This window comes from Sorlinia euscelidii, from assembly GCF_036452135.1.
Lineage (GTDB): Bacteria > Pseudomonadota > Alphaproteobacteria > Acetobacterales > Acetobacteraceae > Sorlinia > Sorlinia euscelidii.
The window spans coordinates 84358-101923 of sequence record NZ_JAWJZZ010000004.1 but is presented as its reverse complement, the minus strand read 5'-3'; the positions used below and the strand labels follow the sequence as shown (position 1 = coordinate 101923).

General features: G+C 57.2%; 12 protein-coding genes and 1 tRNA gene. 3 read left to right on the top strand and 10 right to left on the bottom strand.

Features of this window, described 5'->3' with window-relative positions; translation table 11 throughout:
• Positions 1-71: 71 nt before the first annotated feature.
• A tRNA-Ile gene (locus CGLAMM_RS08505) sits at positions 72-145 on the bottom strand.
• Positions 146-294: 149 nt separating this feature from the next.
• Between CGLAMM_RS08505 and CGLAMM_RS08500 the strand changes: the two genes are divergently transcribed.
• Complete coding sequence (locus CGLAMM_RS08500) at positions 295-597, top strand: Rdx family protein (protein ID WP_456316392.1); 303 nt, start codon at positions 295-297, stop codon at positions 595-597.
• Between the two features lie 82 nt (positions 598-679).
• Positions 680-1204: an inorganic diphosphatase gene (ppa, locus tag CGLAMM_RS08495; RefSeq protein ID WP_394818589.1), complete on the top strand. Its 525-nt coding sequence runs from the start codon at positions 680-682 to the stop codon at positions 1202-1204.
• Positions 1205-1362: 158 nt separating this feature from the next.
• Here the strand turns inward: ppa and CGLAMM_RS08490 are convergent, their stop codons facing one another.
• From CGLAMM_RS08490 to CGLAMM_RS08455, 8 genes are all read right to left on the bottom strand, one after another.
• Entirely contained in the window at positions 1363-2589 is a 1227-nt protein-coding gene (locus CGLAMM_RS08490) for a glycosyltransferase (RefSeq protein WP_394818590.1), read from the bottom strand.
• A gap of 117 nt (positions 2590-2706) precedes the next feature.
• Positions 2707-3012, bottom strand: a complete 306-nt coding sequence (locus CGLAMM_RS08485) for a hypothetical protein (protein WP_418115599.1) — start codon at positions 3010-3012, stop codon at positions 2707-2709.
• A complete protein-coding gene (locus CGLAMM_RS08480) occupies positions 2913-3482 on the bottom strand; it encodes a hypothetical protein (protein WP_418115645.1) in 570 nt (189 codons plus the stop codon). The genes CGLAMM_RS08485 and CGLAMM_RS08480 overlap by 100 nt, the downstream gene beginning before the upstream one ends.
• Positions 3483-3677: 195 nt before the next feature.
• Positions 3678-6653 carry a glycosyltransferase gene (locus CGLAMM_RS08475; protein ID WP_394818592.1) on the bottom strand — a complete coding sequence of 992 codons (2976 nt, stop codon included), beginning with the start codon at positions 6651-6653 and terminating at the stop codon, positions 3678-3680.
• Positions 6643-8370 (bottom strand): tetratricopeptide repeat protein, encoded by a 1728-nt coding sequence (locus CGLAMM_RS08470; RefSeq protein ID WP_418115598.1) that lies wholly within the window; start codon positions 8368-8370, stop codon positions 6643-6645. Before CGLAMM_RS08470 ends, CGLAMM_RS08475 begins: the two co-directional genes overlap by 11 nt.
• Positions 8371-8423: 53 nt before the next feature.
• Positions 8424-9884 (bottom strand): HlyD family type I secretion periplasmic adaptor subunit, encoded by a 1461-nt coding sequence (locus CGLAMM_RS08465; RefSeq protein WP_394818594.1) that lies wholly within the window; start codon positions 9882-9884, stop codon positions 8424-8426.
• Positions 9881-12055, bottom strand: coding sequence for a peptidase domain-containing ABC transporter (locus CGLAMM_RS08460; RefSeq protein ID WP_418115643.1), 2175 nt, complete (start codon positions 12053-12055; stop codon positions 9881-9883). The genes CGLAMM_RS08465 and CGLAMM_RS08460 overlap by 4 nt, the downstream gene beginning before the upstream one ends.
• 263 nt (positions 12056-12318) lie before the next feature.
• Positions 12319-12708 (bottom strand): hypothetical protein, encoded by a 390-nt coding sequence (locus CGLAMM_RS08455; protein ID WP_394818596.1) that lies wholly within the window; start codon positions 12706-12708, stop codon positions 12319-12321.
• Positions 12709-12856: 148 nt separating this feature from the next.
• Here CGLAMM_RS08455 and metH point away from each other — a divergent pair, with 148 nt between their 5' ends.
• Positions 12857-16360: a methionine synthase gene (metH, locus tag CGLAMM_RS08450; protein ID WP_394818597.1), complete on the top strand. Its 3504-nt coding sequence runs from the start codon at positions 12857-12859 to the stop codon at positions 16358-16360.
• A gap of 72 nt (positions 16361-16432) precedes the next feature.
• Here the strand turns inward: metH and CGLAMM_RS08445 are convergent, their stop codons facing one another.
• The gene (locus CGLAMM_RS08445) at positions 16433-17509 is read right to left on the bottom strand and encodes an alkene reductase (RefSeq protein ID WP_394818598.1); all 1077 of its coding nucleotides are present in this window, start codon (positions 17507-17509) and stop codon (positions 16433-16435) included.
• Positions 17510-17566: the final 57 nt, after the last annotated feature.

The window sequence follows — 17566 nt, the reverse complement described above, 5'->3', positions numbered from 1 at the left end:
CCCGATCAAGAAAATTGGACATGCCGCATGAAGAAGAGTGCATCATACGGAATAATGCGGCGGAAAACCTATGCGCCCGGCAGGACTCGAACCCGCAACCAAGCCGTTATGAGCGGCCTGCTCTAACCAGTTGAGCTACAGGCGCCTAGGTGGTCCCGAAATTGCGCAGTTTGCAGATCTTTGCAAGCGATTAAGTGCATTTCAGAGATATTTTTGCGCATAATAAAGCTGAAGGCGTTGCGCGGATTTGTCGTCCTCCCACGGCATCGCCTTCGCCTGATTAAGGGAATGATCATGATGATGACGTCGAAAACAGGTCACGTGGCCATCTATTACTGCACGCAATGTCATTGGCTGCTGCGGGCTGCCTGGCTCGCGCAGGAATTGCTGCAGACTTTCGGAGAAGAGCTCGCGGAGGTCGCCCTAAGGCCCGACCATGGTGGAAGGTTCGAGATCATGATCGATCATCACGTGATCTGGGAGCGCAAGGCCGATGGGGGCTTCCCGGAGGCGAAACAACTGAAGCAGCGCGTGCGCGATGTGCTCTTTCCTGACAGAGATCTCGGCCATTCGGACCGCCATCGAGGCGCGGACTGAAAATCCGTCTGTGCAAGCCTTCTGACTAAGGGTAAAAGAGGCTTAAATTTCCGCCATTCCAACGTAAGACAGGACGCTCTCCATGGATCTCTCAAAAATCCCGACAGGCAAAAACATGCCGGACGATATTTACGTCGTTATTGAAATCCCGGAGGGGTCATCCGTCAAATATGAGGTGGATAAGGAAAGCGGCGCTGTCTTCGTGGATCGCTTTCTCTTCACATCCATGAGTTACCCGGCTGCTTACGGGTTTATCCCCGGCACATTGGCGGCGGATGGTGACCCGGCCGATGCCCTTGTCCTTGCGCCCGGCCCGATCAGCCCCGGCGCGGTGATCCGCGTGCGTCCCGTTGGTATGTTGAAAATGGAGGATGAGAGCGGTCAGGATGAGAAAATCATCTGCGTCCCCCATGACAAAATCCATACACAATATAGCGACGTTAAAACGATCGACGATTTGCCCGTCATTACCCGCAGCGCCATCTCACACTTTTTTGAGCGTTATAAAGATCTCGAAAGTGGCAAATGGGTTAAAATCACCGGATGGGCCGGACCGGAGGAGGCCAAAAAGATTATCATCGCAGCGCATGAAGCAGCGCGGAAATAATATCTGCCCATCAAGGTCGGCGAGAGTCCCTTCCGGCCTCGCCTGACCTCTTTCCTGATGCGGGCGGAAAAAAGGACGGCCCGACGCCCCTTCCTGCTACGAGATGAGGCGGAAGAAACTCAGACCGGTCACGTTGCGGCGTGACCTCCCGTGCATTTTTAGAAGCGCGCGACGTCCGAGATGATACGCTCATAATGATTGAGGTAGACATCGAGATCGAGATGCGCCTCAGCCTCACGCCGGGCATTCCGACTCAGTTTATTCGATAATTCCCGATCGGTTAAAATCTGGAGGATACTGCCTGTGATTGCATCCGGATCAAGGCAGGATGTCAGAAGGCCCGTCTCCCCATTTTTAATGAATTCCCGCACGGGTTGGGTGTCACTCCCGACAATCGGGCAGCCAATGGCGAGCGCTTCACGAAGGGACCAGGAGGCGACGAAGGGATAGGTTAGATAGATATGCGCATCTGATCGTTGAAGTAACTTCAGGTAAAGCGGGTAAGTGACCTGCCCGAGGAAATGCGTGCGTGTCAGGTCGAGCCTGCCCCCCAATTCGGCCAGAAGAGCTTCACGCCAATTGGGGAAACCCTTCCCTGGCAGGCGACCGTAACTGACGCTGTCCCCGCCGACAATCGCGACTTCCACATCCGGCCTTTCCGCCAGAAGGCGCGGCAAAGCACGCATGAAACTATGGAAACCCCGGTAAGGCTCAAGGTTGCGCGCGACGTAAGTGACGAGTTTTTTCTCGGGCGCAAAAATATGCCCGTTAATTTCTAGCGGACGCCGCGCCGCATTCGGGTCAGGCCGACAATGTTTGAGATTGACCCCTTCCCTGATCAGATTGATCTGCGGACGCGCCCAGGATGGATAGGTTTTCAGCTGGAAGTCGGTTGGTGTCTGCCCATGCTCATTCAGATTGAGCGCCAGTAAATTGACGGCGTTTTTCTGTCGCACGACCGGAAGTAAATCCGCCTCCAAAGGGAATTCGGGGTCAAAATCAACATCGTAACCTTTGGTGTGATAGAAGAATTCAAAATAGCCGAGGAGCGGCGTATTTGGGTAAACATCTTTGATGTCCAGCAATTCACCCCAACCATGATGCCCGATAATCACGTCGGGGGTGAAGCCGAGTGCTTTCAGGTTACGCGCCGCACGGGCCACGGCCTCCGCGCGGAGTAGGCCGAGCTCATATTCATGCAGCCCGGGCATCGACCTGACCTCCGGCGCACGCGCGATGCGGTAAAGCACGCGGCGGACATTTTCAATCGCGGATTCATTGACTTCCGAAATGAAAACAATCTCATTCTCCGGATTTCGTCCCAAATGGCGAATAATATGCAGAAACTGACCGGGAAAATTCTGATGGATGAAGAGAAAGCGCACGTTTTGTTCGTCCTGGGTCTCAGCTTGGAGCCTGTTCTGCGAAATTACAGGCGCATTCATCCGCACCGACCCTTCCCATCAGGGTCATGAGCGTCGCGGAAAATGCGCGTGTCGCGGTCAGGCGGTTTTTTTCCGTCCGCGCCCTGCTACGGGAGACGCGCCTTTGCCCACGGCTTTCAGCGGGACGATATCGAGTTTGAAAGCCTCCAGCGCGGCATGGCTTTCAGCGGAAATGACCGCATCCGCGTTGGTTCTCTCAACCTGTGACCCATCGACGAAGTAAGCCTCGACCATCACGGCGAAATTTTCTGCCGCCGCGTTTCTCAGGCGGACACGCAGCCCCAGAATGGGCAGCGCCATCCCGCGGGAACCGCAGAAAGTGCCGCCCTCCACCCAGGGTGACAGCCAACCTTTTCCCAACATCGCCTGATATTCAATATCCTCAGGTGCGATGTCTTTTTTCGGCGACAGGCCGAAGCCCTCAATCCATTGCTTGCTCCCCGGCTCACCGACCCAATTTCCGAAACTTCCGGTAACGTCCCCTGGGACCGGATATGGGCCGAAATCTCCGGCATGTTCTGCGCGCCGGGATGCGCGCCGCTTGCGATATCGGATGCAGCGCCCTCTTCTGCCGGGCGAATGACGGGGCCACTCAAACGCGCCACCTGCACATCCGGGATTTCAGTCGTGTCATTGGGGAGGCTATATGTCGTGACCAGCACCTGCGCCGGGCCCCGATTGACCCGCACGAGTGCCGCGCCGCCCGGGTTGCTGATAATGCCGTCTTCATCAAGCCCTGAGATCGTAACGAGACCTTGCGGAATATTCGGCGCCTGCGTCACTTTGACAGCCGGAAAACCGGGAGCGGCGAAATGCTCCACCGGCTTACTCATGAAAATACAATAGAGGCCTGCATCAAAAGTCATCAAAGATGCATTAGACTGTATCTGTACGATCGATTTCCCTGATTCCGAACCGTTCGGCATGACAAACCTTCCTGACTGACTTGTTAAACCCCGCGCGTTAACAGCGGCATCCAAAATAAGTGATAGCTGATTGCGGCCCCAATACAAGACGCCGTTAAGAAATTATTTTCCTCCATTTTCGGGCGTTTCAAAGCCATCGCCTGACGCCCCTTCCGATAGCGGTTGAAACATGTCGGCCAATCGTGAAACATCAATGTCCAGAGGCAGAATCACGGCGCCGTGAACCTGACGCATCCGCTCCGCCTGCGCCCCTATGTCAAATACTGCAATCCTCGAAATTTTCGCCATCAAAAGACTTAACGCAAAACACCAGGTCTCCGGCCAAATGGAAGGCAGAAAACCCCAATGCGGTTGAAACGCCTTAATCAGGCCGAGGGCTTCCTCATCATTTTTATACTCACCCGTCACCTGAACTTTACCTGTCGCAAGGAGGCGATCATCATCAACGCTATGCCCAACGATGAGAATATCGAGCGCGCGGTGCGTGCGCTGGGCATAACGCGCCAACGTCAGGATCACATCGTAACCCTTATCCTTGCCAATCGCGCCGACCACACAGATGCGCACGGCTTCGTCTCTCTTCCGCCGGGGCACAGGACGATCCGGCATTATGGGCAGGTCGCGCGGCGAGATGACAATAACGGGCACGCTGACAAAATGCCGCATCATGCGTTTGGCCGTATCATCGCACGGTGCTACAACGCGGCGCGCCCCGCGTAACAAGGCGTCAGAGCGCGCCACGCGCGCCGCCACGGGGAGATTTTCTCCCGTCAGGTCACCTAATCGGTCCACGCATTTCTGACAACCCTCCAGATCCGGCTCTCCACAATAACGGTTTCCGACACTGAGGAGCGTGACACGCGGGCAGAACCACGCATAATCATGCACGTAAATATCGCTCGACACGTCAAGATCGCGCGGTAATCGATGCATGATCGCGGCATGACCCACCATATGATGGATCTCGACGAGCGCAGGTGACATTTCCTTGAGGAACTTTACCAAATCCCCCCAACTCTCCGGCAGGCGGTAAATGACGTCGCCATCATCGCCACCGAAACGCGACACGCGACATCCCTCATAATGTGGTCGGATGATCAGCGTCGACAGGCCTTGACCCTGGAACCACTGAGCGCGGTCCTTGACGATGCGTTCGACACCCCCACCCGCATCATGCGTCACTAATATCGCGGTGCGTCGCGGGGCTTCCTGCCATGTTGCCATGATCGCGCGCGCGATGACGTCGTTGCGGAAAGCCGCGAGCGGGTCTTTTTCAATGAAAGCGTCGATAGTGGCGAGGTAACCCGGATGCAATTTTTCGATCAGTTTGAGGTTGCGCGCCAAAAGGTCATCTCGCGCGCCTTTAAATGACAGGCTGCCATGATGCGCCACATAGACTCGTGTCGCCGCGATATGACGCCATCCCAGGCCGGATGCGCGCAGGCAGAAATCATTTTCCTCCCCATAACCTTGCGCGAAGAGCGCGTCCCGGAACAGGCCTGTTTCCTCAAGACATGCGCTCTTGATCGCCATGCAGAACCCATGTGCCGTGGGCACATCGAGGCCGGGTACAAAGCGGCTCGCCGATAAGATACGGTCCAGAAAAGCGCCACGCGCCGGAGAAGGGAAGGGATTGGGCTTATCCGCGTCTGGCAGGGAGAAAATTGTCGCGTGGTTTGAGAAGGGCGTGGCCGTCCCGACATCCGCGGCACTTTGCAGCGCCTCGCGCAGGCGGCGCACGCCATCACTGAAAAACTTCGCGTCATTATTCAATAAAATGACGTCCCGCCCCGCGGCCTGCTTCAGCCCCGCATTCACGCTTGCAACAAACCCCTGATTTTCAGCATGCGTCAGGAGGGTGATGTCGCCAGAGGCGGCTAAAAGATGCAGCGCCTCCCGCAATTGTGGGTCCGGGGTCGCATCATTGATAACGAGAATTTCCAGATCATCGGTGCGCGCATCCAGCACGGATTTGATACAGGCGCGGCTTTCCGCCAGGCCGCGATAAACAGGGATGATGACGAGACAGGCTTCCCGTCTCTCCCGCGACCTTGCGCGCGTCGATGACACGGAAAGCCTTGCATCGCCAGGCGGCACACGGGGAGGACGCGTGCCCAACAGGGCCCGCAGCGCTGGCGTGACCGGGCTTCCCATCAAATGGCGCCCATATCGGTCCGTCACGTCGATCCGCGCATCGCGCGGGATCGATGTCATCGGAAAAGTGAATCGCCGGGCGGTGCGAAACATCGCGTAACGATTAATGTTACCCGCATCTTCCCGCGGCAGGATATGATGCGTATGACCCTCGATTCTGATCAAAATCTCGGCCGGGGTTTCAGGGTCATGAGGATACCAGATCCAACCCTCTAATTTCCCATTTTTGCAGGTGACAAAACCTTCTGACTGCCGGATGGCCTGCAAATCGATAGGTGCGCCGAAGAGGGGCTTATTGTCCGCCAGGACGGTAAGATGCGTCGCCGCCACCCAGTTTTCAGGCAGGGTGAAGGGCAGAGAGACATTCTGCGCAATGAAATGATCATCCAGTTTCAGGCTGACCAACGCATCGCTCTGCCCGATAACAGCGCCCTTATTGCTGACACCGCACCACCCGGCTCTAAGGACGTGTCGCCTTACGAGATCTGCCGTCGGGAAAATCTCGGGCGGTGGCGCGTTTTGGTGAAGGAGCGCCTCAGTGACCGCGCATGCCTGGTCAATCCGCCGCAATCTGAGCCAGGTGACTGCAAGTGCGGCTGCGATGCGGGGCGACGCCGTGATGTCCGCAAGTATGCTGAGCTGCACGCAGGCGGCCGCCCAATCCCCTGCAGCGAAATAAGCGAAGGCGCGCGCAGCGGCAACGTTGAGGTCATCAGGCGCCATACGGGCCGCGCGGTCAAGCCATGATATGGCCTGCTTGTGATCCCCTGAGAGGGCGGCCTCCGTGCCCCGTCGGTAAGATATCTGGGCGCGCTGATCGGCCCAGCTCTTCCAATCCGCCCGCTGACGTGCCGTGACTTTATGGCCGTATCCGGTAAAAAGCGGCCGCGGCCTTTTTCGTCGGGCAGGGCCGTCATCCGGCATCGACAACCATCGACTTATTTAACGCGATAAGGGCCTGCGACGCCTCCGGCACACCGGATTTCTCGGCGCGCTCGTACCAGAGCTGCGCGCCTGCCAGGTTGACCTCGCCGCCCAGGCCACGCTCAAGATATCGGCCCAACATTAATTGCGCCAGACCGTGACCGCGTTCCGCCGCGAGGCGAAACCAGCTTTGCGCCTCCGCGCGATTTTGCTCCTCAACATGATGGCCGCCGCCCAGCATCGCCCCGAGGCCGAACATGCCATCGACATTGCCACGCTGCGCGGCTGATCGATAAAGTTTAAGCGCACGCGGGTGATCTTCTCCCAGAACAGATGTTCCGGTCACGAGAAGTTGGGCCAGCGCAACCTGCGCCTCCGGCATTTCGGCATCGGCTGCTTTTTCCAGCCATTCGACGGAAGCTGCCGGGTCGGGTTCGACGCCGAATTCACCGCCATAAAGGCGGCCCAGCCAGTATTGCGCATTGACAACGCCCTTCGCCGCAACCTTGAACCATTGGATGGCCGCCTGCGGATTTTCCTCCGTGCCCACCCCTCGCGCCAGGCAGACGCCAAGATTGAATGCCGCCACCAGGCTCCCATCTTCAGCTTCAGTCATGAAGCGCTTGAACAGATCTGATTTCTGGGATTCCGACCCGACACCAATCAGGGCCAGATTGCCGAAATCCGCACTTGCGACTGAATCGCCCATCTCCGCCGCCGTGTGGAACCATTGCGCCGCGAGGTCGAGATCCCGCTCGACACCGGACCCGGTGAGGTAGAGAAGCGCAAGCCCGCGCGCCGCCGCTGCATGGCCCATCTCCGCCGCAAGGCGATACCACCCCCCTGCATCCTCAAAGTTCGGGGCGTGGTCAAATCCACGGATATTCAGGTCGCCGAGTATTGCAGCCGCCTCGGCCTCCCCTTTCAGCGCCGCACGGCGGAGCCATGTCTCGGCCTGAAAAAGGTCTTTTTCGACGCCGCGGCCATGGAGCAGGTAAACGCCGTAACGCAAGGCGGCCGCCGTGACGCCGCCTTCAGCCGCTTTGTGAAAATTCCGCGCGGCGCGGCCATCGTCGCTCGGCTCAATAATCCCGAGTTCATAAACCCAACCAAGATAGAAATAGGCGGTTGGCAGGCCGGCATCCGCCGCCTTGCGCAGCAGCCTGATGGCGGTTTTATCCGGCGATGTTTGGAGGCGCGCAATGCCGAGGCCAAGGCTTCCCTGCGGCGAGCCCTTTTCATTGGCAATTTTATACCATTTGAGCGCTTTCTGCTCATCCTTGATATCATGCGGACCGGACGAATAAATATAACCGAGAAGACCCGCCGCCTCGACATGTCCGGCCTCAGCCGCTTTGAGGGCCCAGGGCAACGCCCCGGCCAGGTCGGGCACCCGCTCCTCCATTGAGACGCCGCTATAGACATCGTCACGCGCGGGATCGAAGCCCTTCGGGTAACCGATGAGGTAGAGTATCGCGAGAAAATACTGCGCCTCCACATGGCCGACCTCCGCAGCGCGGCGCAGCCAGCGCTCCCCTTCCCGAAATTGATAGGGCGTGCCGCGTGCCTCAAGGTAGGCGCGCCCGACGCGATATTGCGCCTCGACCATACCTTCTGCCGCCAGCGTCGCGAGGCGGGAAAACCCCTCGACGGCGCGATCATCCTCTTCGAGAAGCGCGATCGCGTTCTGCAGGCGCCGCGGCTTCGGGACAAACATGTTCAAGCGTGGAGAAATCGCCACTGACTTTTACCTCAACGTCTTTGACCTTTTTACGAGGGCTCTCTCAGCCCTGACGAAGTTGCCGCTGTCAAACGATTGAAGAAATATTGCAGCATCGTCCGTTTGCCCACCTGAATATTCGCCGTGACGGGCATACCCGGTATCGGATGAAAGAAGGACGGCACGCCATGCAGGGTGTAACGATCAATCCGCAGACGGACGCGATAGAAGCCATTCGCCATGGATTGTGGTGACTGACCGCGCCCCGCCGCGCCAGCAACGTCCTGAGGGGCATCCTCACTTGAAAACGTATCCGCACTGATGACGCGGACGGTGGCATCCGCGCCCCCATATTGATTATAGGGAAAGGTGGAAAATTTGAGTAAAGCGTGGTCACCCAGTTTCACGAAACCTGCATCCTGACCACGCAATACCGCCTCCATTTCAAGCGCTGCGCCTGTAGGGACAAGACTGACGAGAACCTGCGCCCCCTGCACCACCGCCCCGACCGAAACTTTTGCGACGTTCAGAACAACACCATCCTCCGGTGCCCGCAATAAAATCAGCTCACTGCGCAATTTGGATTTTGTAAATTCGGCCTCTGCCTCATCATAGCGGTGCTGGGCTTCACTCAGTTTCGCGTATACGTCGGCGAGCCAGTTTTCCTTGAACGCGGCGAGTTCCTGCTGTGTTGCGGCAAGTTTGGCCCTGGCCGCATTGGCATTTTGCTGCGCCTCAATCTGGGCACGCTCCGCGTCAATCAGTTCACCCTGCGCGCCCAGCGTCATCAGGCGGCTTCCAACAGCTTCCTTCTGAAGTTTCTGGCGCATTTCGAGGATCTGACCCCCAATATTTGCGCGTCCTCGATACATGGCGGCACTGGCAACATAACCCTGGATCTGACTCTGAAGTGAAGCAATTTCCTGCTCATATTGTTCGGTCTTCGCCGCAAATTCGAGCCGTCTTTTCAGGAAGGCGGCCGCCTCATTGACGGAATAGGGGTTTTTAATGTCCGCCGTATATTCCTTGCTTTCGGCCTCCGACTTGAGGCGATTAACTGTCGCCTGATAAGCGTCTCGCTGGGCGCGTTTATCGCCGATATCCGCCGTTGTGATCGTGGGATCAAGATGTGCGAGGATCTGCCCCTTCTGCACAACATCGCCCATATTGACGTCAACAGAGCGCACAATGGACGTCTCAAGCGGCTGCACGATGATGGTGCGCTCGACAGAGACGAGCCTTCCGGGGGTCGAGACGATTTTATTCATGGGGAATAAAGCCGCGGCCAGGAAGCACATGATAAACAGCCCCCCCACGACCCACATGATGTAAAGCGCCGCCGGAGAAGGTGGCATATTGACGAGAGATGCCGTCGGGGAGTGGAACTCTAGCAGTGCGAGCGGCATATCCTGTTGCGCGAAAGGGTCGTCAGCCTCACGCGGCGCGATCGGATTGACGGGGCCGTCATTTTCCTTCTCGGGCTCCCGCTCAACAATATCTTTGTCACTCATTTCTCTTTCCCCCCGGGAGAAACATCGCGCCCGGAATCATTGTCCGACGATCCGGAGGATTCATGGTGATGTGTATGACGATTCTGCTGCATCCAGAGCGTGCGATAAACGTCGCAGCGCTCCAGCAGGACAGAATGGGGCGCGACATCAATCACCTGCCCGCGATCCATGACGCAGATCATGTCGCAATCCACCAGAGAGGAAAGTCGGTGCGAAACGATCACCATCGTGCGGCCCTGACTGATGCGCTTCAGATTGGCGTTCACGAGGGCCTCACTCTCCGGATCAAGGGCGGAGGTCGCCTCATCGAGGATCATGAGTTTCGGGTCGCTGATCACGGCGCGGGCGATGGCGAGGCGCTGACGCTGACCACCCGAGATATTGGTTGAGCCTTCCTCAATCTGGGTTTCGTAACCTGCGGGCATACGGTCGATAAATTCCTCAGCGCCTGCCAGACGTGCGGCGCGGATCACGTCATTCATCGTGTAACCGGGCCGACCGGAAACAATATTATCGGCAATCGACCCTCTGAAGAGGAAGTTATCCTGCAGGACCACGCCCAAAGAACGCCGCAAATGCGTCAGATTGATTTCCCGCAATTCTAGCGCGTCCAGACGGAGGAAACCTGTATAACCCCGGCTGACGCCCTGAAGGAGACGCGTAATGGTGGATTTGCCGGAGCCTGACCGCCCGACAAGTCCCAACATTGTCCCCGCTGGCACTTCAAATGTGACGTTGTTGAGGGCCTTATTGGAAGACCCGGGGTAAGTGAAATCGACATTCTGGAAAGATAACGCGCCGCGTAGAATCGGACGCATACCGGTTGTGAGCGCTTTCGTTTCCGTCGGCTGATTCAGGACGATACCCGCTTCATTGAGTGAGGTCGTCACCTGATTGACGTCTTCGAGGATTTTGGCGAGGCTGACGAGTGGCGACGCGACGCGTGAGCCCAGCATCATGAAGGCCAGAAGCGCACCGACACCGACACCGCTATTTGTCTTGAGGGCCAGATAGGCCCCGACAAGGATGATCCCGCGATTGATAAACATATCAAGCGGCATCACAAGTGTGGCGGGCCAGTTCGACATACGGCCCGAAGCGAGCTTCCAGCGGATGACATTGGCGGTCGTCTCGTCCCATTTCTCCCGCCTTGTCTGCTCCAACGCGAGGGTTTTAATGGTCCGAATACCCGCGACGGTTTCATAAAGGACGGAGCCCCGCTCCATCTCCGCATCAACCATCTTCGTGTAAACGCGCGTCATGGGCGGCAGGAAGACGACGACAATCAAGCCGATCAGCCCCGCACAGGCGAGGGTCATCCACGCGAGCGTCGTGCTCATGTAAAAAAGGACGGGCAGAATCACGAACAGTGTGAACATATCGAGAAACGTTGAAAGCAGCTTGCCTGTCAGGAAGTCGCGCACGCGATAGAGGGCCATATAACGGCCAATCACACGACCCGTCTGCTCTCGCTCGTAAAATTCAAGTGGGAGGGAGAGAAGGCGGTTGAATGCGTGCAAAGAGATGCGCGCATCCACCCGTGTCGTCATGACAAGAGTCAGTTCCCGACGCGCGTAAGTCAGCATAATTTCGTAGAAAGTGAGTATCACCACGATACCGGTGATCGAAATCAAAGTCGCGGTCGAGTGATAATTGACGACGCGATCCACCACCTGCATCACAATCAGGGCGGGAAAGATCTGAAGAACGGCCAGTATCATCGAAGCGAAGATGATGTTGCGGAGACTGACTTTCTCCCGCAGAACGATCTTCGCGAACCACATCATATCAAAGCGCGCATCGGCCTCGGAAAGGTCACGGCGGCGTTTGACGAGCAGGATATCCCCCGTCCATACCTCGGATAGGCGTAATTCATCGACCGGGACGGGTGTCGCGTTTTCAGGCGCAAGCGGGTCACGAAGCCAGACGATATTGCGCTCCGGGTCAACGCGCACCATGAGGGCCGCGGAACCGTCACGCAGCATCAGCACCACGGGAGGCGTGTTATACATCCGCACAAGAAAGCGCCATTTAATGCGCATTCCTTTGGCGACAGCACCAAAATCATTAAGCCACCGCGCAAGCGTCGCCGGAGAGGGAGATGTTTCACCGGGTTCAGCCGCGAAATCCTTGATATCGAGCTCGATACCGTGGAATTTTGCGGCGGCCATGGCTGCACGTATCCGGATATAAGCCGGACTTGCCTCGCCCGTTAATCCAGTTTGTTTACCAGTCTGATCCACCAATTGCCCTCATACGATGCAATGAAAAACGCGGAAACACTCACTTGGGATTTATAAGATGCCGCTCCTAAAACAAATGCGCGCATCTGCAAAGCGGCCTATAGCACAAAATAGGGCTCTCGAGTGAGAAAACACAGTGTCAGGATTGTCACATTAACTTTAAATTCGTAATGTGAGCGCCACAAAACCCACTAAGAACCCGGCATATCAAGCGCGACACGCGATGCAAGCATAGGTTGCGCCGCGATGCCCGCACGTAACGACGCCAGTAAATTTCGAGACGCCACATAGACAAGCTCTCTCGGCAGCGGTTCAGCGGCATTGAGGAGCGCGATCACTTCACGATAAATCTCATCCACACCTCGATGCCGGACCTGACAGCACGGACATTGTGACGCGTGCCGCCAGGGTGATGGCGGGATAGAGGACGTTTCCGCGATCTCAACAATGCGGTGCCAATGGTGAGATGAGGGCCTTTGACCCTCCTTGAGGAGAATCGCGCTTGATCGTCTTGCTGCGGGCCAGTCCGGCACGCTCGCGGCCAAAGTGAGGTGAATGCGGCTCAATATATTGCGCTCCATGCTGGGCCCATCAGAGATGGACCTGCCTCATTTAAGCGTTTCGCACTCTTGCGCTCAAGCCGGGACGCATTTTAGTTTGAGTTCCGGTAGGGGCTGACGCGCGACGTCACGCCCTGAACGCGTCAGATCTACACCGAAAGCCCTTTATATGACCCGCCCAGCCTTGCTTGAGATTCTGAGGGACCGCGTCCTCCTTTGTGACGGCGGGATGGGCTCAAAAGTGCAGATGCTCGATCTTGATACGGAGCGGGATTATTGGGGGCAAGAGAATTGCACGGAAATCCTCTCCCTCTCACGCCCTGAAATCATCCGGGATATTCACCGCAGCTATTTTGAGGCCGGGGCGGATATGGTCGAGACGAACAGTTTCGGGGGCTCCGTCATCACGTTGGCGGAGTTCGGCCTTCAGGACCGTGCGCGTGAAATTAATAAGGTGTCCGCCGAACTGGCGCGTGAGGCAGCGGAGAGCTTTGCCGATGGACGCCATCGCTATGTTATCGGCTCAGTTGGCCCGGGCACCAAGCTCCCCTCCCTCGGTAATATTGATTATGACAAGCTTGAAGCGGGGCTCGTCATTCAATGCCTTGGCCTGATTGATGGCGGAGTTGACGCCATCCTGATCGAGACATGCCAGGATACGTTGCAAATCAAGGCCGCGGTCAATGCCGCGAAAATCGCGCGCGGACAACTCGGTAAGGAAACGCCTATTTTTGTTCAGGTGACGGTGGAGACGACCGGCACCCTCCTTGTCGGGCCTGATATTGCGGCGGCGGCCACGGTTGTGAATGCGCTGGATGTGCCTTTGATGGGCCTCAACTGCGCCACCGGCCCGCAGGAAATGGCGGAGCATATCAGCTGGATGGCGGAGAACTGGCCGGGCATGATCTCCATTCAGCCCAATGCGGGCCTGCCGGAGTTGGTAGATGGCAAAACGCATTATCCGCTTTCACCCGATGACATGGCGAGCTGGGTTGAACGCTTCGTGCTGGAGGACGGCATCAACCTCGTCGGCGGATGTTGTGGGACGTCAACCCCGCACATCGCGGCGCTTGACACGATGTTACGCAAATTGGGGAAGGATTCCTGGCGCCCGACACCGGTGAAGCGCAGCGTCCATTGGGTGCCCTCCGTCGCCAGCCTCTATACACAGACCGCACTGCGGCAGGAAAATAGTTATTTTTCCATCGGTGAGAGATGCAACGCCAATGGCTCGAAAAAATGGCGCTCATTGCAGGAAGCGCATGACTGGGATGGATGCGTCGCCGTCGGGCGGGAGCAGGCAGCTGAGGGCTCCAACGCGCTCGATGTGTGCACGGCCTTTGTCGGTCGAGATGAAATCGCAGAAATGAATGAGGTGATCACGCGCTTCACCGCCGCTGTCAATGCGCCCCTCGTGATCGATTCAACGGAAACGAACGTGATTGAAGCCGCGCTGAAACGGCATGGCGGCAAACCCATCATCAACTCCATCAATTTCGAGGATGGGCGGGAGCATGCGGATGCGCGGATGCACCTGGCACGGAAATTCGGGGCCGCCGTCATTGGGCTCACGATCGACGAAGTCGGTATGGCCAAAACGCCGGAAGATAAACTGCGCATAGCCGACCGCCTGATAGAAGTGGCATGCGGCGAATTTGGCCTGCCACAGGCCGATCTGATGATCGACCCCCTCACCTTCACGATCGCGACCGGCGTGGAGGATGATCGCAAATTGGGGCTATGGACGCTCGAGGGCATCCGCCTTATCCGGGAAAAATATCCGGAGGTGCAGATAATCCTTGGCCTTTCCAACATTTCCTTTGGTTTGAATGCGGCGGCGCGTGCCGTGCTGAACTCTGTCTTCCTCGACCACGCCGTGAAAGCGGGTATGACAGGCGCGATCGTGCATGTCAGTAAAATCCGCCCGCTTCATCTGATCGCGGCGGAAGAGGTGCAGGTTGCGGAAGACCTCATTTTCGACCGGCGTCGGGAGGATTACGACCCTCTGCAGAAACTCCTGTCTCTCTTCAGCGGACGGAAAGCGGAGGACGCTACCGCCAAGCGCCGCGCGGAGACGCCGGAAGAGCGTTTGAAGGACCGCATCGTCGATGGAGACCGGAAAGGGATCGAGGAGGATCTCGCGGCCGCGATGGAGAAAATCGCGCCGCTCAACATCATCAATGACGTCCTGCTTGACGGGATGAAGGTCGTCGGTGAGCTTTTCGGTGCCGGTAAGATGCAATTGCCCTTCGTGCTGCAATCCGCCGAAACGATGAAGCACGCTGTTGCTTATCTGGAACCTCACCTTGAAAAAACCGAGGGGCAGGCGCGCGGCACAATGGTGCTCGCCACGGTCAAAGGCGACGTGCATGATATCGGAAAAAATCTCGTTGATATCATCCTGACCAATAATGGTTATCAGGTGATCAATCTCGGGATTAAAGTGCCCGTCGCGGATATGATTGCCGCCGCGAAGGCGCATCAGGCGGATGCCATCGGCATGTCAGGACTCCTCGTTAAATCCACCGTCATCATGCGGGAAAATCTGGAGGAAATGGCGCGCCAGGGTTTGAAAATCCCCGTTTTTCTCGGCGGGGCGGCGCTGACGCGCAATTATGTTGAGGATGACTGCGTCAAAGCTTATGGCCAGGACGTGGCGGGACGCGTGGCCTATGCCCGGGACGCTTTTGACGGCCTGTCCTTAATGGATAAGGTCGTGCAGAACCAGTTTGACGATTACCTCGCCGCGCTCCAGACGCAGAGGGCGGGGCGCAAGTCACGGAATGTCTCCCGTGTGATTGAAAATGCGGAGGCCCGTGGGTTCGCGCCTGTCGATGTGGCTGTCGTGCGCGCGCGGCGACAGCGGATCAATCACGATGTCACCGTGCCGAACGCGCCATTCTATGGCCCGCGCGCGCTTGAGGCTAAAGTGAACGCAGTGCTTCCCTTCCTGAATGAGCGGTCACTCTATCAGTTTCAATGGGGTTTCAAGAAGGACGGACGCTCACTGGAGGCTTTTCTTGCCTATGCGCGGACGGAATTCAAACCTGTCCTCAAGCGCATGCTGAAAATCTGTGAAGAGGAAGACATCCTTCAGCCTTGCGCCAGTTACGGTTATTGGAAAGCCGCCGGTGAAGGTAATAACCTCATCCTGTTTGACGAGACCGGCCAGAATGAGGTGGCGCGTTTTGCATTGCCGCGACAGCCGAAAGAGGATGGTGACTGCATCGCCGATTTTGTGCGGGATGTGGATGACGCCCAACGCGACGTCATCGGCCTTCAGGTCGTGACCGTCGGGCAAAAAGCCTCGGACCTGGCGCGGGACTGGTTTGAGGCCAATCGTTATCAGGATTACCTTTACCTACACGGCCTCTCCGTCGAAATTGCGGAAGCGATGGCGGAATATACGCATAAGCGGATGCGCGCCGAACTCGGATTTTCCAGCGAGGATGCGCGCGACCGGGAAAAATTGCTGGCACAGGGTTATCGCGGCTCGCGTTATTCGTTCGGTTATCCCGCCTGCCCGCGATTAGAGGATCAGACTTGCATTCTGACCCTGCTTGAAACCGATAAAATGGGAATTTCGCTTTCAGATGGCTATCAACTCCACCCGGAGCAATCGACCTCCGCGCTTGTGATCTTCAACCCGAAAGCGAAATATTTCACGGTCTGAGGTCGCCTTGAAGTGTGACGACCGCCGCGCCAAACCAGCGCCATCCCGGTCGAAACCGGGATGGGTGTGGGCTTACTTTCCGTACGTCGGGTAGTCTGTGTAACCTTCTTCTGTCTGGGTATAGAAGGTCTTTATATTCCATGGCGCGAGGGGCAGGTCCTTCTGCAATCGCGTCACGAGGTCCGGATTGGAGATGAAGGGCCGCCCGAAAGCAATACCGTCCGCCGTGCCATTCGCGACCGTCTCAATCGCCTGAGACCGCGTGTAATCGGAATTCAGGATCAAAGGCCCGTTGAAAACTTTACGGATCGCGTCGTGGATTTTCGGCTGGTCCGTGCTGCCGTAAGTCCCTTCCGGCCCGATCTCCCGAAGCTCCAGGAAGCCGATCCCGAGATCACTGAGCATTTTCGCCGCGGGCACAAAGACGGACTCCGGATCAGGCTCAAAGCAACCCTGCGTGTCCCCGTTGGGCGATAGCCGCACAGATGTGCGCGCCGCACCAATCTCCTTGATGATCCGTGCCGTTGCCTCTTTCAGGAAGCGGATGCGGTTTTCCGGCGCGCCACCATATTCATCATCGCGGAAGTTAGAGTTGCTCCGCAGGAATTGATCCAAGAGATAGCCGTTGGCGCTGTGAATCTGGATGCCGTCAAAGCCTGCCTGCATCGCATTGCGGGCCGCGACGCCGTAATCCTCGACGATCTGCGCGATTTCCGCGATGGTCAGGGCCCGCGCTGTCTCAGCGTCTTCTTTCCCGGCATGAATATGTAATTTCATGTCAACGCGTGTTGCTGAGCTGGAAACGATGGGCTGACCCGTGACGGCTGAATGCGCCATGCGGCCCATATGCCAGAGCTGCGCAACGATTTTGCCGCCTTTTTCATGCACAGCCTGCGTAACCGGACGCCATTTTTCAACCTGTTCATCACTCCAGATGCCAGGGGAGTGGGGCCAACCGAGGCCTTGCCGGGAAATGCCGACACCTTCCGAGATGATCAACCCGGCTTCGGCGCGTTGCGCATAATATTCCACCATCATAGGCGTGGGGACATGTTCACGCGTTGCGCGCGCCCGGGTGAGAGGCGCCATCAATATGCGGTTTTTAGCTTCTATGGCGCCGAGTTGGATCGGTGAAAAAAGATCTGACATAAATTTTCCTATTTGGTCATCTTTCCATCGGAATTGACAGGAATGGGATGTGGCCAG

What these genes read in the sequence shown, in the direction of transcription:
- CGLAMM_RS08500 (WP_456316392.1), top strand. Translation starts at nt 295, where the DNA reads ATGATGATGACGTCGAAAACAGGTCACGTGGCCATCTATTACTGCACG.
- ppa (WP_394818589.1), top strand. Translation starts at nt 680, where the DNA reads ATGGATCTCTCAAAAATCCCGACAGGCAAAAACATGCCGGACGATATT.
- CGLAMM_RS08485 (WP_418115599.1), bottom strand. Translation starts at nt 3,012, where the DNA reads ATGTTGGGAAAAGGTTGGCTGTCACCCTGGGTGGAGGGCGGCACTTTC.
- CGLAMM_RS08480 (WP_418115645.1), bottom strand. Translation starts at nt 3,482, where the DNA reads ATGAGTAAGCCGGTGGAGCATTTCGCCGCTCCCGGTTTTCCGGCTGTC.
- CGLAMM_RS08475 (WP_394818592.1), bottom strand. Translation starts at nt 6,653, where the DNA reads ATGCCGGATGACGGCCCTGCCCGACGAAAAAGGCCGCGGCCGCTTTTT.
- CGLAMM_RS08470 (WP_418115598.1), bottom strand. Translation starts at nt 8,370, where the DNA reads ATGTTTGTCCCGAAGCCGCGGCGCCTGCAGAACGCGATCGCGCTTCTC.
- CGLAMM_RS08465 (WP_394818594.1), bottom strand. Translation starts at nt 9,884, where the DNA reads ATGAGTGACAAAGATATTGTTGAGCGGGAGCCCGAGAAGGAAAATGAC.
- CGLAMM_RS08460 (WP_418115643.1), bottom strand. Translation starts at nt 12,055, where the DNA reads ATGGCCGCCGCAAAATTCCACGGTATCGAGCTCGATATCAAGGATTTC.
- CGLAMM_RS08455 (WP_394818596.1), bottom strand. Translation starts at nt 12,708, where the DNA reads ATGGAGCGCAATATATTGAGCCGCATTCACCTCACTTTGGCCGCGAGC.
- metH (WP_394818597.1), top strand. Translation starts at nt 12,857, where the DNA reads ATGACCCGCCCAGCCTTGCTTGAGATTCTGAGGGACCGCGTCCTCCTT.
- CGLAMM_RS08445 (WP_394818598.1), bottom strand. Translation starts at nt 17,509, where the DNA reads ATGTCAGATCTTTTTTCACCGATCCAACTCGGCGCCATAGAAGCTAAA.